Origin of the sequence: Kitasatospora sp. NPDC091276 (genome assembly GCF_040684355.1) — a bacterium.
In the GTDB taxonomy this organism is placed as follows: Bacteria; Actinomycetota; Actinomycetes; order Streptomycetales; family Streptomycetaceae; genus Kitasatospora.
Window position 1 is genome coordinate 18,521 of the sequence record NZ_JBFBFU010000013.1, and the last position, 23,181, is coordinate 41,701.

The following is a 23,181-nucleotide window of genomic DNA, read 5'->3' on the forward strand; positions in this document are numbered from 1 at the left end:
CCAGCGTTGCGCGTCGTTGCCGTTCGCGCCGAGCGCCTTGATCGACGTACCGGAGTTAGTGGTGCCGCCGTCCAGGTCCGCCACCATCCCGTTGTTCCCGGAGACGAGGGTGGAGACCTGCCCGGCTCCGACGCCGGGGTTGACCACCGGGCCGGTGCCCGGCTTCGGCACCGGCTGCTGGGGCGCACGGGGCGGGACGCTGCCCAGGCCCCAGCGCTGCGAGTCGGTCGCGTTGCAGTCCCAGATCTGCAGGGCGGTGCCGTTCGCGGAGTTGCCGTCGGTGACGTCCAGGCACCTGCCCGAGGCGGGGTTGACGAGTGAACTGTTGTCGCCCTGCTGCCAGTTCTGGGCAGGGCTGCCGTTGCAGGTGTACAGGCCGACCCGGGTGCCGCGGTTGGTGAGGCCCCCGGCCACGTCCAGGCACTTGTCGAACGCCTTCAGGGTGAAGACGCCGCTGCTCGCGGACGGCGTCCAGCGCTGGGAGCGGGTGTTGTTGCAGTCGTACAGGTCGATCGGGGTCTTGTCGGCCGTGTTGCCTCCGGTGACGTCCAGGCACTTGCCCGGGAACGCCGAGTAGACGGGCACCGAGCCGGCGCCACCGCCGCCGTCACTGCCGGTGGGGCCGGTCAGGCGGAACTTCTGGCGGTCGGAGCCGTCGCAGGTGCCGACCGTCAGCGGCTGGCCGGACGCGGACAGGGTCAGGCAGCCGCCGCCGTCACCGTTGGTGATCGTCGACCAGCCGTTCCCGGCGTCGGCGAACTTCCAGAGCTGGTTCGTCCGGTCCGCCGCCACCGCCTGGAGCTCGGTGCGGTGGGAGGCGGTGTCCTGCCCGAGGACCAGCCGCTCCTCCGGGCGGTTGCCGCCGTAGGTGAGCCGGGACTCGATCAGCCAGTTGCCGTTGCCCCGGTCCCAGAACGCCCAGCGCTGGGAGTCGGTCGAGTTGGGTTGCCACGCCTGGACGGGCGTGCCCACGGCGGGCACGCCGCCGCGTACGTCCGGCACCAGTTGGGCGTCGGCGGCGGAGACGATGCTGATCCCCTGGGTCGGCTCCGGCCGCGTACCGCCGCCGGGTCCGCTGGGCCAGCTCGGCCCGCCGGGGGTGCCTCCCCAGGAGGGCAGGCTGGGCAGCGGCGGGAAGCCGGGCAGGCCGATGGCGGGGAGCGCGGGCACGGACGGGCCGCCGCCGGGTGTGCCACCGCCACCGGGGTTGGGATCGCCGGGATTCGGCGTGCCGCCGTCGTCGGCCGGATGGTTGGTGTCCGCCGGCTCGCACTTGTTCGGCTCCTCCGGGGCCTTGGGCGGATTGGCGGACGCGGCGGGGTCGTTCGGGAAGCCCGAGGTGGTCGGCCACGGCACGTTCGGCAGACCGGGCAGCGACGGCCACGGGATCGTCGGGGAGCCCGGGATCGACGGCCAGCTCCAGGAGGGCTGGTCCGGCATCTGGGGCCACGGGACGGACGGGAACGACGGCGCGCCCGGCCACGTGACGGTGGGCATGGCGGGGTGGCCGGGGAACGGAACGGTCGGATTGCCGGGGACGGAGGGCCACTTGACCTGCGGGAACCCGGGGACGGTCGGCCAGGCGAGGCCCGGGTGGTCCGGGATCGCCGGGTCGGTGACCGCCGGGAGGCCGGGGACCAGGGCGGTGCCGTCGTCGTTCCCGTTGCCGGGCAGTGGCAGCACCGGCCACGGGACGTCGGCGTGTCCGGGCATCGCGGGCCAGGGGACGGTCGGAAAGCCCGGCACGGAAGGCCAGGTGGCCTCGGGGTGGCCGCCGATCGTCGGCCACGGCAGGCTCGGCACGGTCGGGAACCCGGGCCAGCGGATCTCCGGCAGATCGGGGTGGCCGGGCATGGGGATGTTCGGGTAGCCGGGGACGGACGGCCAGGCGATGGCCGGATGCGCGGGCAGGGACGGCCAGGTCAACTCGGGGTGGTCCGCCACGGTCGGCCACGGAGTGTCCGGGAATCCCGGAACGGCGTGACCGGGCCCGTTGCAGGGCATGGACAGCCGCCACCGCTGCCGGTCGGACCCGTCGCAGGCCTTCGTGGTCAGTCCGGCCCCGTCCGTCGAGGCGGTGAGGCAGGCCCCGGTGGACGCGGCGGTGATCTGGTACGAGCCGTCCTCGTCGACGGACGGGGTGAACCGCCAGCGCTGGCCCGGACTGCCGTCGGGCTTTCCGGTGGCGTCGTTCTCGATCGGGCGGATCGCCACCTGGTCGCCGTACGTGGGGAGGCCGAGCACGCTGCCCTGCCCTGCGGGGGTGGTGCCGTTGGTCAGTCCGGTCTCGATCACCCAGGTGCCGTCGGACTTCTGCCAGGTCGCCCAGTTCTGCTGCGGGGCACAGGCGGGTGCGGCGGCGCGCACCCCCGTGCCGGCGGCCGGTGAACCGCCCGTCACGTCGGCGACCAGGTTGCCGGAGGCCGAGGTGAGGACCGAGGTCCTGCCGTGCTGTGGTGCCGACGGGTCGGCGCTCGCGGGTGTCTGCGCGGTGGTGGTGTCGGCCGCGGTGGTGGCGGCGGCCGGTACGGCCGCGACGCGGGGGAGCGGCGGAAGGCCCTGCGGACAGTGGTCCCGCCCGTTCTGACGGTCCTGGGGATTCGGTTCCAGCCGGAACCCGACGGGCCGGTGGTCGGACTGGGTGTCGTTGAAATATCCCTGGACGAAGCCGGTGTACTCCTGGGCTATGCCCGTCGGGTCACTCGCGACCATGTAGTCCAGTTCGCGTTCCCGTACCGGGCTTGTCGGCCGGGTGTCCTGACGGCTCCTTATCGCGCGCCACCCGGGGTGCGCCGCGAGCGCCCCGGCCAGAGTCGCCGGCTTGCGGTTGAAATCGCCCATGACCGCCCACTTCTGCCCCGGCCTCGCCGCGTCGACCGCCGTGAGCTGGTCGACGGCATCGTCGCCACCGTCCGTGAGCATGTGCGCGCTGTAGAACCAGGTGTCACCGAGCTTGAGCCCCAGCATGGGCTTCGGATACTTGCCGGGAACGTCGAAGTCGTCCCGCCAGCCGATGACGTCGACCTGCCCCTGCCCGTCGCCGACGTCCAGGTTCGCGTGGGTCATGAACGCGATGTTCGTGCCGGTGCTGTTGGTGTTGAGGTAGTAGATGTAGACGGTGTCCGCGTCCGGGGCGGGACGGCCCGTGACCCTCCACTCGTGCTTGTACACGGAGTACGTGTTGTTCTTCGCCCCTCCGGATCGCCTGAAGGTCCCGATGTCGTCCGGGTCGTTGGGCACCGGCGAGTAGAGGTCGTAGCCCCTCGGTGCGGTGACGGTGTCCGGCACCTCCTGGAGGGCCACCGCCTCGCGCCCCGGGAGGAGGTAGGTCAGCGCGGTCTGCCAGTTCTTCTTCTTCCGCTGCATGTTCCAGGTCGCCACCGAGTGGTCGGCCACTGCGGCGGACGCCGACGAGGTGAGCACCGGGAGGAACTGCACCAGCGTGGCAAGCAGGGCCAGGATCAGTACGCCCGTCACACCCGATGCCCGAGGCCGAGTGAGGAACGGTGGTTTCACCGGGTTTCGTACCGGCCGTGGTGGGCTGTGGTGCTCGAGCATGCCGTCCTCATATCGCGGAAACTGGACCGGCTCCCGCAGGACGCGGTTCGCCGACCGGCATCGAACCAGGCGGAGATATACGCGGCATAAACGGCCGAACGACGGCGCGCCGGGGCGTGTGAGGGTGCGTCGGAGAATCGAGGGGCTCCGGGGCCTGCGGTGCCGCAACCCACGAAGGCCCGCCCGCAGTTCCAGGACTGATGTCCAGGTGGTGGCCCGTGCCCCGCGAGGGCACGGGCCACTGCGGTCAGGCCCGCAGCCCGGTCGAACGGGCCTGCGGCGACGACGAACGCGGTTCCCGGGCGAAGGCGGCCCTGTCGCGGCCCGCACGTTCGCCGTCGCCGACGAACCCCGTTGCGGCTGGGGCAAGGCGTCAAGAACCTGCTCGCCGACAACAGCCGGGCCTGTTTCAGAAGTGGATCAACGGCTCGAGCCAGCCCCGTACTGGAACTCGGCAGGAACCTCCTCCTCTCACGGATCGGCCCCGCGACGCTCCAGTTCGCCGGACCGGCGATCCCGCTGCGACTCGGGAAGGCCCTGTCCGCACCAAGGGCAGAAGCCGACCGCGATGCCCGATGCGCCCCCGTCATGGATGATCAACCCGCGTTCCTGGAGTCCGGCACTGAACCGAATCAGTGCGTCCGGGCAGCCGAAGGGGCCGCCGTGCCGATCACCAGGCCAGTTCACCCGACTCGCCACCGCCTCACAGCAGTTGGGGCGGTGGCGAACCGGGGCGCGGGCTGGACGGGGCGGGGGTCAGGTGAGTGCTTCCACGATGTGGGCGCAGCGCACCGGGTCCTCGGTGAAGCTGGCGCGTAGGCCCCATATCCAGTACTCGACGGCTCGCAGTAGTGCCCATCTGCGGGCGCGGTCGGGGTCGAGGTCCGCAGCGTCGGCCAGGGCGTCGATGCACCACTGGACGCGCGAGGGGCCGAGTTCGTCGAACCGGCTCCACAGCAGGGGTGCGACCTGGTATTCGAGGACGCCGCGCACGATCAGCGGGTCGACGACGGACCAGTGTCCGTCGGGGGTGCGCAGGACCTGGTCGTAGTGGAGGTCGTTGTTGACCAGGACGGTGTAGTCGTCGTGGGACAGTTCCTCGGCCAGGTCCAGTGCGTGGTCGAGCGTGTGTCGAGGTATCGGGCGGCCGAGTTCTTCCCACTGGGCGGGGAGTTCTCGTCGGTGGTCCGCGGCGATGTCTGCCGTCGTGCGCAGGCCGTCGGGTGGCTCGATGGCCAGCCGCCGTAGCAGTGTCCCGATCACGGGGACGGCCTGTGTCAGTGGCGCGTCGCGCAGTGGACGGGTGTGGTCGAGGCGTTGCAGCAGCATGACGCCCGCCGTGGTGTCGGTGTCGAGCAGGCGGACCGCGCCGTGGCCGTTCCACAGGCGCAGGGCGAGTACCTGTTCCTGCATCTGCTGGTCGGGCCACGTGACTTTCAGTGCCAGTGGCTCGCCGCCCCGGCGGACCGGCACGACGAGGCTGTTGTAGCCGTGCATGGGTGGCCCGTCGACCTTCAGGTTCCAGCGGTCACACCATTGGGCGACGGTGTCCGGCAGGGCCGCCAGCCACCGGCGGCCCGCTTCGCCCTCGTGCTGCCAGCGGCCGAAGGCCCGAAGGGATTCGGGTACCTGCGCCAGGCGGTGTTGTTGCGGGCTTCCGGAAGTCACGGCGTCTCCATCCGGCGTCTCCGTTACGGTCTGGTCCAGGCCTTGTCGTCAGGCCCGTTCCTCGCTGATCGGTGTGGTGCGGTTGCGGTGCACTGCGGGTGCGGCGCGCCTATCGGCGAGGTGCGGTGCGGTGCGTCCGCAGGGGCGGTCGGGTCGACAGGAGATCCTACGCACCGGATGCCCTTGCCTGTCAGGTCAGTTCACGCCGAGGGCCGGAGAACTCCCGTACGGATCCAGGACGGGTGTACCTGTGCGGAGGTGCTTGTGCCGCCCGTCGGCCCCATCCCCGGCCCACGGGAGGGACCACCTCGCCCTGACCGTTGTGCGGCCCGGGCGGGCAGCCGCCGGAAGCACCCCCCTGGCCGTCCCCCGGCACCCGGCACCCGGCACCCGGCACCCGGGAAACAGTCCCCGACCGTCTCACGGCCCTGGGCGGTACCGGGTGGGGTTGTGCAACAGGTCGTCAACAGGTTCCGGTGAAACGGCCACGCGACCGTGGCCCGTGGGCGGATCATGTTCGGGTGCCGATCATTGCGAACCCGCCCCCGCCCCCGCCCGCCAGGCCGCCGTCCTGGGAAGACCGGCTGGAGGCCTGGGTCGGGATATGCGCGGCCCGACTGGCCTTGTGGGGCCACGACTTCACCGACGGCGCGTGGCCCGACACCGAGGACCTCGCCGTCCTGCTCGCCCGAACCGTGGACGAAGTCGCCGAGATCCCCTCGATGCGGCCGGCCCACCAGGCCCTCACCGCCGCCCTCGCCTGCGTACAGGCCGCCGAACGATGGCTCCGCCCCTACAGCGCGGTCTCTCCCTCCATGGCCTGCCACCATCTGCGCCAGGCCGCCGAACACCTCCACGCCGCCCACCGCCACCTCACCGACACCGCGCCCCGAGGCCGTCCCAGCCTTCCACCCCGGCGGGGCCCGGAACACACTCCCCCGAGCCCCTGACCGCACCAACAATCCGACCACCCGCCGACGGGCCGTCAACCCGGCCCGCGAGGGCACGAGGCGGGGAGGAGGCGAGGAGGCGACCGCGACGACAGTCGGCGGGGCGGCAGGGCGGGCAGGCGGGCAGGCGGGGACACCGGGCTCGCCACCATCCTGGCCATGACGGGCACGACGACCACGCGGGCACAGCAGGCCCGAACAGCTCGGCCCCGGGCAGCCCCCCCCCTTTTTGCCTCATCCGGCCGGGGACGACAGTGCGGCAGCCAGGCCGGGAGCGGGCCCGAGCGGGGCAGACCGGGGCAGGCGGTCACCGACCGACGACAGACCGGGGCGGCGAACAGGCTCTCGCCACCCCCGAGGCGGGGCGGTGACGACGACCGACAAGAGACCCCCGACAACAGGCCGCGGGCGGCGGCGCCGAAGAGAGCAGCGATCGGGACGACGTCATCCCCGGGGCGCAGCAGGATGGGACGGCCGACGCCTGCCACAACGACGAGGGCACGGCCGGGGAGGGCGGGAGGGCTGCGGGAACAAGGCCCGGTCGGTCGGGGCGCAGCCGGGCAGGCCACGCGGCATCGGGCGGCCCCGATGGCGCGACGCGCGAAACGGGAAATCCTCCTGTCGTGGATGGCTTCAAGGGGTTACCCGGGCGGGAGCACGCCGAAGAATTTCCGGTCCGGCGGCGCTGACGGGGCTGGTGGCCGCTGGTATCGGCGACCCGGGGAGATGGGTAGTCATGAGGCGATCCACCCACGCACGACTGTCCTGCGTCCGCACCGGGCCGGCCCACGGCAGCCAGGGCGGTCACCGATGGCAGACCAGACCAGCGAACAAGCGCCCCGCCCCAGGGGACAAAGCGAGCCGGGACAGGCCACGCAGCCGCCGCGGAACAGCCAGAACAGGGTTGGTTCAGGGGCCCGGGCGGTTGCGTCTGGTGGCCGTGTGGAGGAAGCGCAGGGAGATGGCGAGGCCGGCAACGGCGGCGGTGGCCACGAGGATCATCGTGGGCTGGAGGGCGTCGTCGGGGTAATGGCTGCCGGTGACGCGTGAGGCCTCGGGGTCGTCGGCTGCGACCTCCAGCGGGACCGTCGCACCGATGCCCGGTGACCTGACGCCGTGCGGCGTGGAGTCGGTGCTGTAGTCGCGGCCGGCAACCCGGTAGGTGAGCGTGTACCTCGTTCCGCCCTTCATGGCCACAGCAGCGGTGATCGTCGCGTCCACCCGTAACGGTGCGGCGTCGATGCGGCTCGCCGTCCGCCACTGCGACAGTGCCGCGACCGTGCTGAGAACCAGCGCCAGCAGTGCGGCCAGGGCGCCGGTCAACGGGAGGAACCACGCGCGGCGGATCAACGATCTCATGGTCTGTCACGCTACGCGCCGTCACAACGGCGAGTCGAGGAGTACCCAGCCCCCGTCCACCGGACAGACTTCGTTCCGCGGCTGCGCGGTGATGGATTACCGGCCAGCCGAGGCCGACCGGACGGTGTCCGGCCTTTCCCGCCGGCACGCGCACACCAGCAGGCCCGCCTGAACACCGCCCAGCACCGGTGTCGATGGCCTCCAGGGTGAACCAGGCCGCCCGGTGGCGGACCCGGCCCCGGGTGACGACGAACACCGGCCACGTGGGAGGTCCGCGGGGACGGAACACCACCACGCTCTTGACCCTGCGACCGACATGCCGTTAGCGTCGCCAGGCGCCATCTCACGAACTGGATCTCCGAAAAAAGCCTTCATGCCTCGCAGGTCACCGGGCGAGATCAGGTCCCGTCTGCCGCGACGCTTCACCCGCAGCGCAGTCGTCCGTCGGCCCTCCGTCATCCGAGGGCTTTCGGCCAGCGCCAATCGCCAGATCACCCGGTTCGAGCAGGCCCACGGACTACACCCTGGCACTGTCGCTCACGCATTCGGGAGCTGGGCCCGGACCGGTCGGCGCCCGCGCCGCGACCTGGCGGCGTGGTACGGATACGACGATACGGACCTGCGAAGCGGGTACTACCACGTCAGGACCCTGCTGGAACGGGCCGTTCGGGCCCTGCGGACCCGGGCCCGCCGAGAACTGCGCAGAGAACTCGGGCCTCTCGACGAACGCATCCTCGCCCGGACAGTCAACGACCCGTTCGCACCGGGTGACCTTCCCTGGTGGAAACGACGGATCGAGATATGACGAGGGGAGAACGCGGACGGGTACCGGGCCGCCGGTCACCCTGGCTGGTCCCGCCGAAAGTCCGCAGGTCACATCCTCTGGTCCCTCACGAACCGCCTGCTTCATGAGCTACTGCCGCTGGTCGGACGAGGAAGCGACGCTCCGAGGAACCGGTGGAGTAGGAGGAGAGCTGGGCGACGCTGTGGGAGAAGCGGTCGCCGCCCCGCACGCGATGCGGGCGCGGTCGGGCAGGTCTCGCCGCACAGGAACCCCTTGCGGTGGCGGCATCGACGCGCGGAACGGGAAATCTTCCTGTCATGGATGGCTCTGGAGGGTTAGCAGTACGGGAGCGTGCCGAAGAATTTCCGGCCCGGTGGCGCCGGCGGGACCTGGTGCCCGCTGGTACCGGCGTCCCGGGGACGGGTGATCATGAAGCGATCCACCCGCGCACAACCGTCCTGCGTCCGCACCGGGCCGGCCCTGCGGCCTTGGAACCCGGACGGTAACCGCGGGCCGCGAGATCGCCACACCCCGGACCCGACCGGCCGGGCAGGCAGGTGGTCCCGGGTTCCGTCACCGCGAAATGGTGACTGGGCATCACGAACAGACCCGCCGTGCGCGTCGGTCCCCGATACAGTCGGCGACTTCCCGGCCGGCCCAAGGAGGTGGCGTCGAGGATCATCCGGGCGACCTGACGGGCGGCCGGTTCCCGGGACGTCAGCTTCGCGGTGCCCTCGACTTCGGGGACACGAGCCTCAATTCGGCCGTACGGGCCTTGACTTCAACGGCACGCCGGCGCGCGTCGGCGGCGTGGGCGAGAGCGTCGGCCTGATCGGCCGCGATGGCCGGCGAGCGGGCCGCACCGTGTCGGCGTCTGCTCGCCGCTCAGTCTCCCCGGATGAAGCCGATCTGGATCTCCGCGAGGAACGACCGAACCCCGATGCACGGCCAGCCGGCTGCCTCCACTGCTCTGACGCTCAAGTCGATCTCTTTGCGGATCTTCTTCATCGTCACGCCGGGGCCGTCGATATCAAAAACAGCGGCGAAGTCGGTATCGCCCCGGTCAAAGGCCATCCTGGCGTCCGAAACAAGCTTTTGCATACGCCATGCATGGATCAATCCCATGGCCATCCCCCTGAGCAGGTGCTGTGTACCTCGGTCCGCCGAGAACTCGCTCATCAGGAAAGCCTTTACCCGGGCCCCAGTCTCCTAAAGCCCGATCTGGAGGTGCCGTGCCCCGACCCACGGTGGGTCTCTGGGGGCGGAAACCGCCGCCCGATGACCTGCGGTTGGTAGGTCCCCCCCCCAGGAAAAGCCAGCGGGGCGCCGGTGATGGTCGGTTTCAGGCGAGGCGGCCCGCGCGGGCGGGAGCAGCGGTACCGCTGCCGCGGCGGATCTCGTCGAGGACCGGCGTGCCGCGTTCGTCGCCGCGCAGGGCCAGGGCGGCGACGGCTTCAAGGCGGGCGTCGAAGTGGGGGTCGGTGAGGTGGGCCGCCAGCACGGCGCGCAGGGCAGGGATGTCCAGCAGGACGCGGGTGCCGAGGGGGAAGTGAGTGAAGCTGTGAAGCGCGCTGGACCGGGTGACGGAAGCAGGGTCGTCGACCAGGCGCAGAAAAGGATGGCGAGCGTGTCGGGCCGGTCGCCCAGGAGGGCGGGGAACGCCAGAGCGACGCGATGGCGGACGCCCGGGTCCGGGTGGTCGGTGTGGGCCAGGACGGCCGGGAACTCCTCGCGGGAGCAGTAGCCGGTGAAGGCCGCGATGACGGTGCGCAGGGCGTACGGGTCCTGCTCGGTGTCCAACCGGGGCCGGAGGAACTCTGCGGCCTCCTGGGTGAACGGCGACTCGTCGTCGTTGTCGGCATCGAGGCCGAAGCCGAGGAAGTTGATCACGTCGAACGCGAAGCGCCGGCGATCGAGCTCGCCGCCGTCCTCGGCCTCCTCCGCGACCGCGCGGGCCCAGTCGAACCTGTCCTGGCTCTGCGGCTCGGCGACCCGGAACAACGACGCGAACCAGTCGTCGTGTTCGGGGCCGGCATGGGCCAGGGCGCGGGCCATCAGCTCGTCCGGCGTGCGGTGGACTCCGAGTTTCGCCTCCAGGCCGATGACGACCGCCCGGTGGGCCGGGGGCGGCACCGCCCCAGTGCCCGCACCGGCCCCGGACTTCAGGGCCGCCCGTCTCCGCACAGAGCCCCGGGCGTCCGCTCACCGTGGCAGCAGGCGCTCCAGATGGAACTGCGCCCGCCTGTCGGGCTCGGCCTTCAGCGACTGGACCAGGTAGCGCCCGGGCGGGAGCTCGACGGTCAGGTACTCGCCGCGCTCGAGGACGGCCTCACCGTCGTAGAAGACGTCCGTGAGCAGGTACCGCCCGGCGGTCAGGTCGAAGGAACGGCCCGTCCTCCCACACCCCCGACCGCAGCGCCTCGCGCACCAGCGGCCGGACGTCGTCCGCGCAGTCGAAGTGGAGCGGCCTGACGAACACCCGCTCCTCGGCCAGCCACCCGACCAGCAGCGGTTCCCCGCCCAACACCAGCACGTCCCCGTGCCCGGGCACCGGGTAGGCGGCCGCGTAGTCCGCGGCGGCCTCCAACAAGGCCCCGTCGCAGCCCGTCCACCCCTCGGCGACCGTCTCGGGACACAGCACGAACAGCCCCGAGTCAGTCCCGTCCAGCCAGCCCTGCTCCACGGTCAACATACGGGGGATCCTCGCACGTCAGAGGGGACTGACAGTGCGCGGGCAGGTGAGCCACAAGACCCGCGCGCACCAGGCGATCGCTCACGATCCACGCGCCCGGGCGCAGCACGGCGAGCAGGTCCGTAGACGCAACGGCCCACCGCCGCCTTCCTGGAGGAGCAGGTCGTACGGGCGCTCCCGCCCGCACAGCCGCAACAGCGCCGCCCCGGTCAGCGCCCGAAACTTCCGACAGCAGAGCAAAACCAGCGGCCGAAAGCGGCACGGCCCCGCAGGCCACCCCCATCCACCTAGCTGATCACATCGACGCCGGGCACCTACCCGGCCGGCACGAACGAAGGCGCCCGGTCTGGGCGGCGGCCTTGTCGAGCGCGACGGTCATCGGGCCGTCTGCTCCTCGGCCGGGACCTTCTCGCCCGTGTTCTCCGGCAGGACGAGGCCAGCGCTGACGGCGACGTCGAGCACGTGCTCGCAGTACGCCACCGGTGTGCTCGGGTGGTCCGGGCGCAGCGCGGCGGGTTCGGTCCGGGCCGGAAGCGTGGCGGCGGCGCGGCGTCCGGCGACGGTGGGACACCGCAGGGTGCGAGAGTCCGACCGGGTGGTCGTGCGGGCGGGTCCTCCCTTCATCCGGTGCCGGCAGGATCAGCTCCGGTGGCCAGACAAAGGACCAGGCCCCCGACGCGCGACCCGCACCCCGCGCCGAGGGATCGGCGCGGCCCGGACGGCCATGCGGGTCCGTGTGACAGGTGACAGGTGTGACAGTTGCGGAATTCAGATCAGCAAAGTCTGGCAAAAGTCCCGGGAAATGGAATGATGTCCGAAAATCGTTACACCAGGTTGCGGCCTGAACACCTCTTGTTAGTGTCCCTTCAGTTCGACTCGCATGCCCCGCCTCACACACCAGGGAGTTTGCGTCATGCTGAAGCGACGAATCGCCGTGGCCGCCGGGGTCGCCATGATGGCTCTGGCCGTCGGCACCGTGCCCGCCCACGCGACCAACGAAGTCAACTTCGCCGAATGCCTGTTCGCCAGCGACTACTTCACCATCGGCATCACCAACGACAACGGCACCGGTTTCAGGAGGTGCTTCGCGAACGCCGGCGACATCTGGATCGACCAGAGGTCGGTCACGAGTTTCAGCAGCGGCAACAACGCCGGGTACTTCGAGTACGAGCCCGGCGACGGCTCCCTCTACCGCCACACCTTCGGCAAGAACCAGGCCATCACCAAGAACTACGGCACCATCACGACGCTCCACATCAACTGAACCACCGGCCGGTCACAGGAGGCCGTGCCCCTGTGACCGGCCCCCCACGGGGAGCCGTCGCGGGCGGGCCCCGGGGCACGCGGTCGGCGGGGCCCGGGACGAGGGGCGCGAGGACGCGCTGGGTGGGGTTGATGAACTCGTCGTTGCCGTCGTCGTCCGAGTTCACCGAAACGGCGACCGACCCCGTCGCCCAGGAGGCCGGGCCGAGCAGGAGGAAGAGGACGAGCAGGCCGCGCCCGGCACCGACCAGGGCCAGCGGACGGGTGCCCGACGCCGGGCCCTCCGGTTCGCTGCCCGGCTCCTCGCCGAACAGGCGCTTGGGGTAGGCCGACGAAAGCATCGTCAGGTAGGTGGTGTGGCGCATCCGGTAGCGCAGGACCGCGGCCGTCGCCTCGTACAGCGGCGGTGGCATCCGGCCGAGGGCCAGGACCACGAGCCAGACCACGATCGACGCCGTCCGCCAGCCCCTGCGCGATCGAGGCCTCCGACAGCGTTCCCGGACACCCCCCTGTCGCTCGGTGGTGCTCCCCGCGGAACTGACCGACATGCAACTCCAGTGGCTCCATCGAAAGAGGACCGCCGTCCCGCCGCCGTCCGCGCCGCGACCGTGTCCCGGCACCCCCGGTGGCCGACCGGACGATGCGGCCGGCGGGTCGGGCGCGGCGGTCCCGGTGTCGGCCCCCTCCCCCGAGACCCCACCGGGCGGGTGGTGCTGCGCGAGCAGCCGACCGGGGCCGTGGCGGTGATCGCGGCGACGGCACCGAAGGACGCTGGATCGATACCTTCGAGGCGCCCCGCGGCCTGGTGACCGCCTTCCGCGCGCCAGGGAGGCTCGCGCCGCTCCCGAGGCCGGGCGAGTCCAGGGAAAACAGACCGGGAAGATGACCTGGGCCACATATGCCACGACACATGTGTCGTGTAATGTGTCCGATATGAGCACTTCAGAGAAGAATCCGACCCTCGTCTTCATCCCCTGCTTCTCCGGCGCCCCGTGGAGCGCCGAGCAACTGGCCCCCTACGGCGAGGCACCCAAACGGACGCTGCGCCTGCCCGAGGGCGTCGACGACATCGAGCGCTACGCCGACCACGTCGAGAGCGCGATCGCGGACCTGGACGACTACGTGCTGGTCGGCGACTCCTTCGGCGCGAACATCGCCCTCGCACTGGCGACCCGCCGCCCGCGGGGCCTGCGCGCCCTGGTCGTGTCCGGCGGCTTCGCGGCCAACCCGGTCGACTCGAAGCCGTGGAAGGCCCTGATGCGGGCGATCGGCAGGGCCCGCGGGCCGCTCTACCGGCAGCTGACACTGCGCGCCCACGCCCACCGCCTCACCTCCCCGTTCGACGGCGAGGGCCAGGTGCCCTGGAGCCAGGCACGCAGCCGCGAACTGTTCCTCGCCAACACCCCCGCCGTCTCCTTCGGCGCCCGCCTGCGGGCCGTCCTCACCGCCGACTACGTCGACGCGCTGGGCCGGGTCCAGGTCCCGGCCCTGATCCTGACCCCCTCCCACGACGTACTGATCGGCGAGAACGCCTCCAAGGTCATGCTCGCGGGCATCCCCGACGCCCGGGAGGTCGTGCTGCCGCGCACCGGCCACATGTTCCGCTTCTCCCACCCGGCCACCTACGCCGCCGTGGTCAACGACTTCCTCGCCACCCTGCCGACCACCCGGCGAGACGCCGATGCGTAAGGCCGAACACCTGCGGTTCGCGATCCTGGCGGCCCAGCGCGAAGGCAACCGGCTGCTGATCCAGGCCCTCAAACCGCACGGCATCACCCCGTCACAGGCCGAGGTGCTGCGCCTGCTCCAGCAGCACGGCACCTTGAGCCTCAACGGGCTCGGGCAGCTCCTGGTGTGCGAGAGCGGCACCAACCCCAGCCGGCTGGTCGAACGCGTCGTCGCGGCCGGGCTGGTCGAGCGCCGCACCGACGCCGCGGACCGCCGCTACCTCCAGCTCAGCCTCACCCCCGAGGGCGAACGCCTGGCCACCGCCGTCGCCGGGATCGAGGAGTCCCTCTACGCCGCGATGGACACCGCCTGCCAGGGCCTGGACACCGACGCGATGCTCACGTTCCTGCACAACTTCATCGACCCCCTGCCCTCGGGCGAGGCCCTCAACAAACGCCTCGCCCTCGACTGACACCCCGCCCCCGACCGTCGCCACGGCCCGCACGGGACCGCACGGCCGCACAGGACCGGCCGACCGCGCGCCGGGGAAGGAACGACCACGCGGTTCGAACACCCCGACCGTCGACGCGCCCGCCGGCGAGGTCCTCGCCCACCCCGCACGCCCACCCCGCACGCCCCCCTCGCACGGCCACCTCGCACGGCCACCTCGCACGGCCCGAAAACCTCCCGCGCTGGAACTACGCACTCGACACCACCGAGCAGGCCTCCCCGGGACCGATCGGGGCCGGCACGACCTACCGCCGGACCCGCACGCTCCCGCGCCCGGCCGAGGAGCACTTCCGCATCACCGCGTACGCCCCCGAACCTTCTGACCGTGGACGGCGGCTTCGACCCGTTCACCGGCACCACCACCAACCGGCTCACCCCGCTCGACCAGCACACCACCCGACCGGTCAACACCCGTCCACCTCACCGCCCCCGAAGTCCTCAAGGCCGTCACCACAGTCACCGCCGCGGCGGACCGCAGTTCCTCCTTCTCCGCGGTGGTCAGCCGGTCGTCGCGCGGGCCGGGGCGAGGTCTTCGACCTTGGCCAGGTGGGCTGTGACGCAGTCGAGCGCCATGGCGCGCATCCGGTCGACCGTGTCGACGACGATGCCGCGGATGGCCGGGTCGGTAGTCGCCTCGCCCCAGGTCCGCACGCCGACCAGGGCCTCGGCGGGGTCGATCGTGGCGATCAGGCGGGCGAGCAGTTCGTCGGGGTCGGGCGGGCTGTCGCTCGCGGCGTATTCGCCGAGGGCTTCAGCGCGTTTGGCGAGCAGCGCGTGGGCGGAGGCCCGGACCAGGTCGGCCTTGCCGCGGTAGTGGGCGTAGATCGAGCCGGTCGAGAGGCCGGACTCGGCCGTGATGCCGGCGATCGAGGTCCGCTCCAGGCCGTTGCGGCTGAAGCAGCCTACGGCGGCCTCGGTGATCTGGGTGCGCCGGAGTTCCTTGCGTGCGTCGGTGAGCCGTGGCACCGCGCCCTCCGTCAAGAAGAATTGACGTTCTGCTTGCAGAGGGAACTGCACAGAATCCCTGCTCTGTTTGGTGCGGGGGCGGGCCCCGGGTGGACAAGCCCAGGCCGGAAGGGGGCCGGGAGGCTGTGCTGCCCGTTCCCGTGAACGGGGCCGGGCGCCTGGGCCTCGTGGCACGGGGACACCGCGATGCGCGGCCGCAGGCCCGTGGGGCACTGGCGGTCTGTCGGGCTGCGGGCACGGCGGCTAACGTACGGGTGCAGGATCGGTGACGCTTCGTCACCAAGTGTCGCCATGGGTCCGCCATGGCCTGCGCAGTACGGACGGGACTCCATGCCCGGACGCACGCCTGCCGAAGACGTCCATCGTGCGACTGGAGACCTCATGAATCCCCTCTCCGCTTCCCGCCGGCAGCGCCTGCGCGCTTCCGGCGCCGCGTGCGCCGCGATGGCGTGTGCCGTCGCCCTCGGTGCCTCGACACCGGCGCACGCCTTCAGCGGGGGGAACCACGAGAAGATCACCCGGGCCGCCCTGGGCCCGGGGGGCTGGCACCCGAACTCGCTGACGGCGATGGCGGACGGGAACTCGGGCGCGATCGTCGCCAACGACCACGGCGAGTACTTCGGCATCGGCAAGCTCCACTGCGACAACGCCGACTACCTCGACCCCAGGTACGACAGCCGCTACCCCCGCACCCGCGAGCAGGCCAACGCCGAGATCATCGACTGCGTCGAGGGCTCCATCGACCACGTCAGGAGGGCCGTCGCCGCCGCGGACCGGCTGGTCGACGCGAACGGGCGCGTCATCGCCACCCAGACCTCCATCTCCCCGGCTTGCTCGTGGAACGACCGACCGGGACGGGCGAAGTGCGAGGTGATGGAGGACCTGGGCCGCGGCTGGCATCAGATCGAGGACTTCTACGCCCACAGCAACTGGGTCGACCAGGCCGTCCCGGGAGCCATCGGCGTCAAGAACCCCCCCGGTCTGGGGCGCACCGACCTGCCCGTGTTCTTCTCCATCGGTCGTTACAGCTCCATGAGCAGGGCGGACTGGGTCAAAGACGCCACTGGCCACATCCCCCACGACCTGGCGACGGGCTGCTATCCGGACCGCGACCACAGCGGGACGGTTTCCAACTGCACGGGTCGCGTCACTCATGACGGGGTCCTGAACAAGGACACGAAGGACAGTCCGCGCTCGGTCGTCGCCCACAACTTCGACCACGCCTACGACCTCGCCGTCAAGGACATCGCACGCCAGTGGAAGGACTTCGAGGACGAGCTTCAGCGCAGGTATCCGAACAACGGCCGGGCAAAGGCGATGATCTGCGCCATCACCCATGACCACCCGGACAAGACCTGCTCCTGACACACCACCGCGGCGCCGGCCAGGCCGGCCCGAACGGCCCGACCACACCCGCCGGTGGCACCAGGAGACCGGCGGACCCGATGTCCCGCATTCCGCAACGGGAGGAAGGCCCCGCGTGTCCCTTCGACGCACGGCCTTGAGGATCGCCGCCGCGGCGGCGGCCGTATCGGCGATCGCCCTGCCCGCCTCCGCCCACGCCACCGGCCTGTCGACGGCCGGACCGGCACACGCGACGGCGGCGGACCGGGCCGGCTTCGTCATGGGCAAGGCCCAGTTCGACCGGATGTTCCCGAACAGGGACCGGTTCTACACCTACGACGCACTGGTCGGCGCGATGAGCGCCTACCCCGGCACCAACCTGACCTGCTGAGCGGAACGGAGAAGTCATGCGCGGATTCCTGACCAGGCTGTTCGTCGCGGCGGCCGCCGCCGCACTGACCGTGGTACTGCCGAACGCGGGCGCGGCGACGGGCGCGACCGTCACGGGCACGACCGTGACGGGTGCGGCGGCGCCGACCCGCACCGCGCCGGTTGCGGCCGCCGCGGTCAACCACACGGTGACGTTCGTGAACCACTCGTCGCAGAAGCTGTGGATCGGAAGCGGCGTCAACGCCGACGGGTCGAAGCAGTTCACCCGGCTGCCGGTCCTGGCTCCCGGCCAGTCGGCGACGGTGACGATCCCCGAGACGGCCGCCCCGTTCCACTGGCGTGGGAAGTTCTTCGCACGCCAGGGATGCGGCGGGGCCCTTGGCAGCACCTTCCACTGCCGGGTGGCCGACTGCGGCCCGGCCGCCGACCACTGCACGACGGGCGAACAACCCGCCAGCCTCGCGGAGTTCAACTTCGACGCCAAGGACGGCGCCGCCCCCTGGTACGACGTGAGCTACGTGAACGCGTTCTCGCTGCCGATCACGATCACTCCGGTGAACGCCACGATCCCGGCCGGCGGGGGCTGCGACACGCGGGGCTGCGCGGCGAACCTGCTGCCCTACTGCCCGCCCGCCGACCTGACGCGCGGGCCGGACGGCAAGCCGATGCTGTGCACCAACCCCAGCCGGGACACCCCCAGCAGCTACAGCCGCGCGCTCAGCGCGAAGTGTCCCAAGGCCTACACGTGGTCCAAGCAGGACCAGGTGCCGGGCAACAAGGTGATGCAGCAGTGCAGCCGCTGCAGCGGCTTCACCGTCACCTTCGGCCCCACCGCGTGAGCCACCCGCCCCGGACCCCGGCCCCCGGACTCCAGGGCCGCGGCCCCCGGCACGACCGCGTGACCGAAGAGAGGAACGCCTTGCCACGTCGAATGCGCCTGTTCACCGCCCTGCTCGCGGTGCTCACCTGCCTCACCGTCGGCAGTGCGGCCGACGCGACCGCCTCCCCGGCGAAGAAGAAGGGCGTGAGCGCCTGGAACTTCACCGACGTCACCAAGGCGCTGGCCGACTCCAGGGCCGGCTGGTTCTACACCTGGGCCTCGGACCGCCAGCAGATCAAGCCGCCGGCCGGCGTCGAGTTCGTCCCCATGATCTGGGGCGCGGGCTCGGTGACCGACGCACAACTGCGAACGGCCAGGCAGGAGGGCACGACCCTGCTCGGCTTCAACGAACCCGACCTGCCGGCGCAGGCCAACATGAGCGTGACCAGGGCCCTCGACCTGTGGCCCCGGCTCCAGTCGACCGGGATGCGTCTGGGGGCACCCGCGGTGGCGGGCGGCGGCGACGTCGCGGGCGGCTGGCTCGACCAGTTCATGAAGGGCGCCGCCGCCCGCCACGACAAGGTCGACTTCATCCCCCTGCACTGGTACGGCTCGGACTTCCGCGCCGACGCCGCGACCGGTCAACTGCGCAACTACCTCCAGGCCGTGTACAACCGCTACAAGAAGCCGATCTGGCTCACCGAGTACGCCCTGATCGACTTCTCCAGCGGCACCCCGAAGTATCCGACACCGGAACAGCAGGCCGCGTTCGTGACGAAGTCGACCGCCATGCTCCAGGGACTCCCCTTCGTCGAGCGCTACGCGTGGTTCACCCTCTCCGCGGACCGTGGCGGCACCGGCCTCTACAACCGGGCGACCCCCAACCGGGTGGGTACGGCCTACCGCGCGGCCGGCTGAGCACACACCCCGCCCGCGTCCACGCACGGGCCCGATCGACCACGACGCCCGGACCGGCGCAGAACCGGGGTCGGCGAGCCCGGCGGGTGGACCGACGTGTCCACCCGCCGGGCGACGGCTCGCGGCCGTCGGCTCGGCTCGCGGCCGATCGGCTCGGCTCGTCGGCCGCCCCCGCGCCGGTCCAAGGGATTCCTCAGGTGGTCACCGCCCGCGAGCGCGCTGCTCGTCACGGCCGGTACGGGGTCACCGCCAGGACCGCCCCGTCGGCGCCGGGCGGCAGCGGCGGCAGCGGCCAGGACGGATCCGGTGCCCAGGCCGGCCGGCCGCCGGCGAACGGACCGGTGCGGTCCTCCCGCATGCCGATCGCCCGGCCTCGGGCCCGCCCGGCCTGACGGCCCGCGTAGTCGTCGACCACACCGAGGCGGCGCGGCTGGGCGTACTCCCCGGTGTCCTTCCAGCGGTGCCCCGACAGGTCGGAGGCGGTGGCCAGGCGGCCGGACGGCGGCAACGGTGGCGGCGTCCGGCCCCCGGGCCTCGTTCCCCGGCTCCGTCACGCGGCTGCGCCGGCGGTCAGCCCCCGGCGCAGCCGCCGTTGCGGCAGTCGCGTCAGGGGCCCCAGGCACCGCCCGGGGCCTGCTCGGAGATCTCGGCGGACAATGAGCTTGTTCTTTTTATTCCGCCCTCGAACGGCGTCTCGAACGGGGTCGCTCACCTGGGGATTCGCCGGACATGAAGGCAGCCTTCGTCTGATCCTGTGCTCCGGCCAAGGTGCACGTGACCACGACGAAGGCAGTGAGGGTGAGTCTGCTGCCTGATGCTGTGCGGCGGGAAGCGTTCGCGGAAGCGTCACGCTTCCGGGGAGAGTTCTACGAGTGTCCGACCGCCCGGCGTGACGAGTTGTTCGAACCCGCCGACGCGGTGCTGTGTGCGGACGGTGCGGTGAAGTCCCGGTTGGACCTGACACTGCTGCCCGAGCACCGGCGTGGGCACGGAGCGATGTACGGCGGCCTGAACCAAGGCCGGATCGACGTCGGCCACCTCCGAACGGCTCACCCCGGCCCGGGTCCGCCGGGGATTCAGGAACATCCGCCCCCACCTCATCTGCCCGACCCGTGTTCCCAAACCCAGAGGCACGGGTCCCGGACGGTCACCAGGCGCCAAGAACAAACACCGCGCACCCCGTTACGACGTCGGGAAGACCGTCAAACGCGAACCCACGCCCGAAGCCCACCTCGCCGAGATCGCAGCGGCAGTTTAAAAAGCAAGCTCAGGCCTGGTCAGCCGTCTCGTCCAGGATGAGCTGCCCCCGGAACAAGGTGCGTACCCCGCCGCCGACGCTCGCGAGCAGACCTCGATCAGCTTGCCTGCGGACTTTCACTTGCATTCTGGCAAAGCCGAGTTCGGCTGTGCCCTGGACGATGTCGAACGCCAGGGACTCCTCAGGCCGCCCCTGGTACGCAAGCCATCCCGCCACTGCCAGCGCGGCCGAGCCGGTGGCTGGGTCTTCCGCGCACACCGGCTCGGGAACAAAGACCCGAGAACGAACTTCAGGCAACCCCGGAACGAATGCCGCCACCCCGAAAACGTCGGCCAGTCCAGGGACCCGCTCGGCGAGCGCCGCGACCTCAAGCGGCAGGGCTTGGGCAGATTGAAGATCAGCGGCACTCACCGGGAGGCAGACAAACCCGAGTCCAGCCGATGCCAATCGCACCGGCCCCGCGGCCGCATCCGACGCAAGCCCCACTGCTTCGCATACGAGATCCGGCACGACAGGCGGACCCACCCGGCAGAGCCGTTCCTCCAGAACCGCGCTGTCCGCTCGTGGTTCCACACGCGCGCGAACGATCCCGTTCCGAGTGCGCATTGCCACCCAGCCTGGCGCGGCCAGACTCCGCCGCACCGCCACGGCGGCCGCTCCCACAAGCGGATGGCCCGCGAAGCCCAACTCCACATAGGGAGTGAAGATCCGTACATCCACCTCCCCGTCGTCACCGCTGCGCAGAAAGACGGTCTCCGGCATGGCCAGGCGGGCAGCCAGACGCTGCATCAGCGCATCGTCACACGTGGTATCACACATGACCACGCCGAGCGGCCCCCCGGTCAGGGGCCCACTCCCGAACACCTCAACCAGCTCAAACTCCATGCCCAACCCCACCAGATCCGCTCCAAATTTCGGCAGCGTGGCTCGTCATTGCGGTTCTCCTTCCAAACATCTCGGTTGTCATCGGCCGGGCCGCTGCCTGTGCCTGTCATGGCCGGCGCCAGCGGACACGCCGATCACGGGGCCGGCGGGGTCAGTTCGCGCAGGACGGCCGAGGCGAGTGCTGCGTCCAGGGCACCGACGCCCGTGAGGTCTGCGACCGTGATCGCCCCGTCCGGCCGATCGACGGGTCCTTCGAGTAGGAGGCCAACGGGTGTGTCGCTGGTCTCGGCGGTGGAGCCGGCGCGCACCGCGTGGCCGAAGTCGCCGTGCTCCAGACACTGCTGGTGGTCGTCTGTCGCGATCAGTGCCGCGCGGGCGAACAGCGCCGCCGGCAGTTCGTTCTTGTGCGGCATGTCCGTGCCGATGCCGGTTACGTGTGCGCCGGCGCGGACGTGACGGGCCTGCAGGACCGGGACCGTGGCGGGCGTGGTCGTGATGACCATGTCGGCTGCGGCTGCTTCATGCGCCGAGACGGGCCGGGCGTGATGGCCGAGCGCGGTGAGCGTCTCGCACAACGACCGGGCCTTGTCCTTGCTGCGGCCGTGGACGAGCACCGTGCCGATCCGGCGGAGCCTGGCCAGCCACTCGACCTGGAGGCGTGCCTGTTCTCCGGTGCCGAAGACGGCCAGAGTGGCCGCGTCGGGTCGGGCCAGGGCATGGGTGACCAGGGCGCCCGCCGCCGCAGTGCGCCAGGCAGTGAGCAGGCCCTGGTCGTCGAGGACCGCACGGATCTGGCCGGTGCTTGTGCTGATGACACAGACCAGGCCGTGGTTGGTGGGCAACCCGGCAGCGCTATTGCGGTAGAAACCGGCGGCGATCTTGACCGCGAATTCGGGCATACCGGTGACCCAGCCCGCCTTGACGTGGCAGTCACCGTCGGCGTCAGGGAACTGCAGGTGCAGCGGTGTCGGTACGGCGGTGCGACCGTGGGCATGGGCGATCAGCGCGTCGCGGACGGCGGCGAAGACCACTTCCGGAGTGACGGCACGCTTGATCGCGACGGCACCGAGGACGGGCGGGGTCATCGGCTCTCCCGCTGCCACAGGGCGAAGGCGGCCAGGCCCGCTTCGAAGTTGACGCGGCCGACGCAAACGCGGAAACGGTCGGTGGGGCTGCAGCGGAGGCTCACGGATACGCCTCGGCCCTGGTGGTCGCCGGAAGCGATCCGCCCGCAAGGAGGTCCAGGGGGACGGTAGGAGCGGTCGGGCGGTGGCGCACAGCGCGCTCTGGAAGGGCAAGGTTCTCTGCGGGAGGTAGCCCGGTCATGCTTTTCAATCCTTCGCTGGTGCTCGCAGTTCGGCCAGCAGGCTGTAGAGGGTGGATCGGGAGACTTGAAGGGCGCCGGTGACGACAGGCGTCTTCGCCGTACGGCGAAGACGCCGGCCTCGTCGAGTCGGGCGAGGACGGCCAGGCGGTCTGCGCGGGTCAGCCGTTCAACCGGGCGGCCGCATTCGCGCACGTACGCGCCGATGACGTGTTGGACGCGCTCGTTCCAGTCCTGCTCGAACAGTGGCTCCGGAAGGGGCTTGGTCGGGGCGCCGAAAGCGGACAGGGGGGCTGAGGCCTGCTCCAGCGGTGAGCGGTCGAGGTTGACGCACAAGACGGCGGACGGACCGCCGTCCGGGCCACGAAGGACCGCGCTGACCGATGACAGGCGCCGGCCGGCCGCGAGCAGCTTCTCGTAGGGACCGAACACATCCCGCGCCGACGGATCGGGCTTGTCCAACTCGCCCAGGAACGACTGGTCCCCCGGGCCGCGCGAAGTCATCGGATTCCAGATCGCCAAGATCCGGTCAGTGTCCGGGTCGTGCAGCACCACCTCGGCGTACGGACCGAGCAACAGCGCGACAGCCTGACCCACCGGCGCCCACGTCCGCACCCGTGGATCCACGCTCTCATCAACGGATCCCATGGAACTGGACTGTATATCCAATCTGGACTAAGTGTCCATTCCGACCCGCCTGCCCCCTCGCGAACGTTCCATTGCCAGAGCAAGATCGAGAACCGGCCGCCGGAACCTCCTGGATCGAGACGGGCCGGCCCTGGCGGCCGGGAACCCCGGTACCGGCTCCGGCCACCCCGGACCCA

21 protein-coding genes and 1 pseudogene are annotated in these 23,181 nt (G+C 71.2%); 9 read left to right on the forward strand and 13 right to left on the reverse strand.

Annotated features, from left to right (window positions below):
- Both AB0O19_RS17940 and AB0O19_RS17945 read right to left on the reverse strand, forming a co-directional pair.
- The coding region (locus AB0O19_RS17940; RefSeq protein ID WP_363620479.1) for an RICIN domain-containing protein at window positions 1-3,558 on the reverse strand (3,558 nt) is incomplete at its 3' end.
- Between the two features lie 756 nt (window positions 3,559-4,314).
- Entirely contained in the window at window positions 4,315-5,226 is a 912-nt protein-coding gene (locus AB0O19_RS17945) for an aminoglycoside phosphotransferase family protein (protein ID WP_363620481.1), read from the reverse strand.
- Window positions 5,227-5,747: 521 nt separating this feature from the next.
- Between AB0O19_RS17945 and AB0O19_RS17950 the strand changes: the two genes are divergently transcribed.
- The gene (locus tag AB0O19_RS17950; protein ID WP_363620483.1) at window positions 5,748-6,176 is read left to right on the forward strand and encodes a hypothetical protein; all 429 of its coding nucleotides are present in this window, start codon (window positions 5,748-5,750) and stop codon (window positions 6,174-6,176) included.
- A 909-nt stretch (window positions 6,177-7,085) separates the two neighbouring features.
- Here the strand turns inward: AB0O19_RS17950 and AB0O19_RS17955 are convergent.
- The 5 genes from AB0O19_RS17955 to AB0O19_RS17975 all read right to left on the reverse strand — a co-directional run bounded on the left by AB0O19_RS17955 (window position 7,086) and on the right by AB0O19_RS17975 (window position 11,635).
- A complete protein-coding gene (locus AB0O19_RS17955) occupies window positions 7,086-7,535 on the reverse strand; it encodes a hypothetical protein (protein ID WP_363620485.1) in 450 nt (149 codons plus the stop codon).
- A 1,669-nt stretch (window positions 7,536-9,204) separates the two neighbouring features.
- Window positions 9,205-9,498: a hypothetical protein gene (locus AB0O19_RS17960; protein ID WP_363620487.1), complete on the reverse strand. Its 294-nt coding sequence runs from the start codon at window positions 9,496-9,498 to the stop codon at window positions 9,205-9,207.
- Window positions 9,499-9,528: 30 nt separating this feature from the next.
- Entirely contained in the window at window positions 9,529-10,374 is an 846-nt protein-coding gene (locus AB0O19_RS17965; RefSeq protein ID WP_363620489.1) for a hypothetical protein, read from the reverse strand.
- A 274-nt stretch (window positions 10,375-10,648) separates the two neighbouring features.
- On the reverse strand, window positions 10,649-11,011 hold the full coding sequence (locus AB0O19_RS17970; RefSeq protein WP_363620490.1) for a hypothetical protein: 363 nt from the start codon (window positions 11,009-11,011) through the stop codon (window positions 10,649-10,651).
- A 375-nt stretch (window positions 11,012-11,386) separates the two neighbouring features.
- Window positions 11,387-11,635, reverse strand: a complete 249-nt coding sequence (locus AB0O19_RS17975; RefSeq protein ID WP_363620492.1) for a hypothetical protein — start codon at window positions 11,633-11,635, stop codon at window positions 11,387-11,389.
- A gap of 289 nt (window positions 11,636-11,924) precedes the next feature.
- On the opposite strand from AB0O19_RS17975, the gene AB0O19_RS17980 reads away from it, so the two are divergent.
- A complete protein-coding gene (locus tag AB0O19_RS17980) occupies window positions 11,925-12,275 on the forward strand; it encodes a beta/gamma crystallin domain-containing protein (RefSeq protein ID WP_363586064.1) in 351 nt (116 codons plus the stop codon).
- On the opposite strand, the gene AB0O19_RS17985 is transcribed toward AB0O19_RS17980, so the two are convergent.
- A complete protein-coding gene (locus AB0O19_RS17985) occupies window positions 12,268-13,245 on the reverse strand; it encodes a DUF4389 domain-containing protein (RefSeq protein WP_363620494.1) in 978 nt (325 codons plus the stop codon). The genes AB0O19_RS17980 and AB0O19_RS17985 overlap by 8 nt on opposite strands.
- On the opposite strand from AB0O19_RS17985, the gene AB0O19_RS17990 reads away from it, so the two are divergent.
- Window positions 13,208-13,963: an alpha/beta hydrolase gene (locus tag AB0O19_RS17990; protein WP_363620496.1), complete on the forward strand. Its 756-nt coding sequence runs from the start codon at window positions 13,208-13,210 to the stop codon at window positions 13,961-13,963. The genes AB0O19_RS17985 and AB0O19_RS17990 overlap by 38 nt on opposite strands.
- A complete protein-coding gene (locus tag AB0O19_RS17995) occupies window positions 13,956-14,414 on the forward strand; it encodes a winged helix DNA-binding protein (protein ID WP_363620498.1) in 459 nt (152 codons plus the stop codon). Before AB0O19_RS17990 ends, AB0O19_RS17995 begins: the two co-directional genes overlap by 8 nt.
- Window positions 14,415-14,950: 536 nt before the next feature.
- Here the strand turns inward: AB0O19_RS17995 and AB0O19_RS18000 are convergent.
- On the reverse strand, window positions 14,951-15,418 hold the full coding sequence (locus tag AB0O19_RS18000) for a TetR/AcrR family transcriptional regulator (RefSeq protein ID WP_363620500.1): 468 nt from the start codon (window positions 15,416-15,418) through the stop codon (window positions 14,951-14,953).
- 381 nt (window positions 15,419-15,799) lie between these two features.
- Between AB0O19_RS18000 and AB0O19_RS18005 the strand changes: the two genes are divergently transcribed.
- The 4 genes from AB0O19_RS18005 (at window position 15,800) to AB0O19_RS18020 (ending at window position 18,890) form a co-directional block, all read left to right on the forward strand.
- Complete coding sequence (locus AB0O19_RS18005; RefSeq protein ID WP_363620501.1) at window positions 15,800-16,783, forward strand: hypothetical protein; 984 nt, start codon at window positions 15,800-15,802, stop codon at window positions 16,781-16,783.
- A 115-nt stretch (window positions 16,784-16,898) separates the two neighbouring features.
- On the forward strand, window positions 16,899-17,153 hold the full coding sequence (locus AB0O19_RS18010; RefSeq protein WP_363586058.1) for a hypothetical protein: 255 nt from the start codon (window positions 16,899-16,901) through the stop codon (window positions 17,151-17,153).
- A 16-nt stretch (window positions 17,154-17,169) separates the two neighbouring features.
- On the forward strand, window positions 17,170-17,991 hold the full coding sequence (locus AB0O19_RS18015; protein WP_363620503.1) for a thaumatin family protein: 822 nt from the start codon (window positions 17,170-17,172) through the stop codon (window positions 17,989-17,991).
- 92 nt (window positions 17,992-18,083) lie between these two features.
- Window positions 18,084-18,890 (forward strand): glycoside hydrolase family protein, encoded by an 807-nt coding sequence (locus AB0O19_RS18020; protein WP_363620505.1) that lies wholly within the window; start codon window positions 18,084-18,086, stop codon window positions 18,888-18,890.
- 226 nt (window positions 18,891-19,116) lie between these two features.
- On the opposite strand, the gene AB0O19_RS18025 is transcribed toward AB0O19_RS18020, so the two are convergent.
- Window positions 19,117-19,398, reverse strand: a complete 282-nt coding sequence (locus tag AB0O19_RS18025; RefSeq protein WP_363620507.1) for a hypothetical protein — start codon at window positions 19,396-19,398, stop codon at window positions 19,117-19,119.
- A 290-nt stretch (window positions 19,399-19,688) separates the two neighbouring features.
- Here AB0O19_RS18025 and AB0O19_RS18030 point away from each other — a divergent pair.
- Window positions 19,689-19,934, forward strand: a pseudogene (locus AB0O19_RS18030) (transposase); the annotation flags it as partial.
- A 223-nt stretch (window positions 19,935-20,157) separates the two neighbouring features.
- Here the strand turns inward: AB0O19_RS18030 and AB0O19_RS18035 are convergent.
- From AB0O19_RS18035 to AB0O19_RS18045, 3 genes are all read right to left on the reverse strand, one after another.
- Window positions 20,158-21,033, reverse strand: coding sequence for a PhzF family phenazine biosynthesis isomerase (locus tag AB0O19_RS18035; protein ID WP_363620509.1), 876 nt, complete (start codon window positions 21,031-21,033; stop codon window positions 20,158-20,160).
- Between the two features lie 134 nt (window positions 21,034-21,167).
- Window positions 21,168-22,118 carry an ornithine cyclodeaminase family protein gene (locus AB0O19_RS18040; RefSeq protein ID WP_363620511.1) on the reverse strand — a complete coding sequence of 317 codons (951 nt, stop codon included), beginning with the start codon at window positions 22,116-22,118 and terminating at the stop codon, window positions 21,168-21,170.
- Window positions 22,115-23,005, reverse strand: coding sequence for a PAS domain-containing protein (locus tag AB0O19_RS18045; protein ID WP_363620514.1), 891 nt, complete (start codon window positions 23,003-23,005; stop codon window positions 22,115-22,117). Before AB0O19_RS18045 ends, AB0O19_RS18040 begins: the two co-directional genes overlap by 4 nt.
- Between the last annotated feature and the right edge of the window lie 176 nt (window positions 23,006-23,181).

Bases quoted from the DNA above. Each gene is read 5' to 3' on its own strand.
- AB0O19_RS18020 (WP_363620505.1), top strand. From the start codon at position 18,084: ATGCGCCTGTTCACCGCCCTGCTCGCGGTGCTCACCTGCCTCACCGTC.
- AB0O19_RS17960 (WP_363620487.1), bottom strand. From the start codon at position 9,498: ATGAGCGAGTTCTCGGCGGACCGAGGTACACAGCACCTGCTCAGGGGG.
- AB0O19_RS17965 (WP_363620489.1), bottom strand. From the start codon at position 10,374: ATGGCCCGCGCCCTGGCCCATGCCGGCCCCGAACACGACGACTGGTTC.
- AB0O19_RS17995 (WP_363620498.1), top strand. From the start codon at position 13,956: ATGCGTAAGGCCGAACACCTGCGGTTCGCGATCCTGGCGGCCCAGCGC.
- AB0O19_RS18035 (WP_363620509.1), bottom strand. From the start codon at position 21,033: ATGGAGTTTGAGCTGGTTGAGGTGTTCGGGAGTGGGCCCCTGACCGGG.
- AB0O19_RS18015 (WP_363620503.1), top strand. From the start codon at position 17,170: ATGCGCGGATTCCTGACCAGGCTGTTCGTCGCGGCGGCCGCCGCCGCA.
- AB0O19_RS18040 (WP_363620511.1), bottom strand. From the start codon at position 22,118: ATGACCCCGCCCGTCCTCGGTGCCGTCGCGATCAAGCGTGCCGTCACT.
- AB0O19_RS17980 (WP_363586064.1), top strand. From the start codon at position 11,925: ATGCTGAAGCGACGAATCGCCGTGGCCGCCGGGGTCGCCATGATGGCT.
- AB0O19_RS17970 (WP_363620490.1), bottom strand. From the start codon at position 11,011: ATGTTGACCGTGGAGCAGGGCTGGCTGGACGGGACTGACTCGGGGCTG.
- AB0O19_RS17955 (WP_363620485.1), bottom strand. From the start codon at position 7,535: ATGAGATCGTTGATCCGCCGCGCGTGGTTCCTCCCGTTGACCGGCGCC.
- AB0O19_RS17990 (WP_363620496.1), top strand. From the start codon at position 13,208: ATGAGCACTTCAGAGAAGAATCCGACCCTCGTCTTCATCCCCTGCTTC.
- AB0O19_RS17985 (WP_363620494.1), bottom strand. From the start codon at position 13,245: ATGAAGACGAGGGTCGGATTCTTCTCTGAAGTGCTCATATCGGACACA.
- AB0O19_RS18005 (WP_363620501.1), top strand. From the start codon at position 15,800: ATGAATCCCCTCTCCGCTTCCCGCCGGCAGCGCCTGCGCGCTTCCGGC.
- AB0O19_RS18045 (WP_363620514.1), bottom strand. From the start codon at position 23,005: ATGGGATCCGTTGATGAGAGCGTGGATCCACGGGTGCGGACGTGGGCG.
- AB0O19_RS17975 (WP_363620492.1), bottom strand. From the start codon at position 11,635: ATGAAGGGAGGACCCGCCCGCACGACCACCCGGTCGGACTCTCGCACC.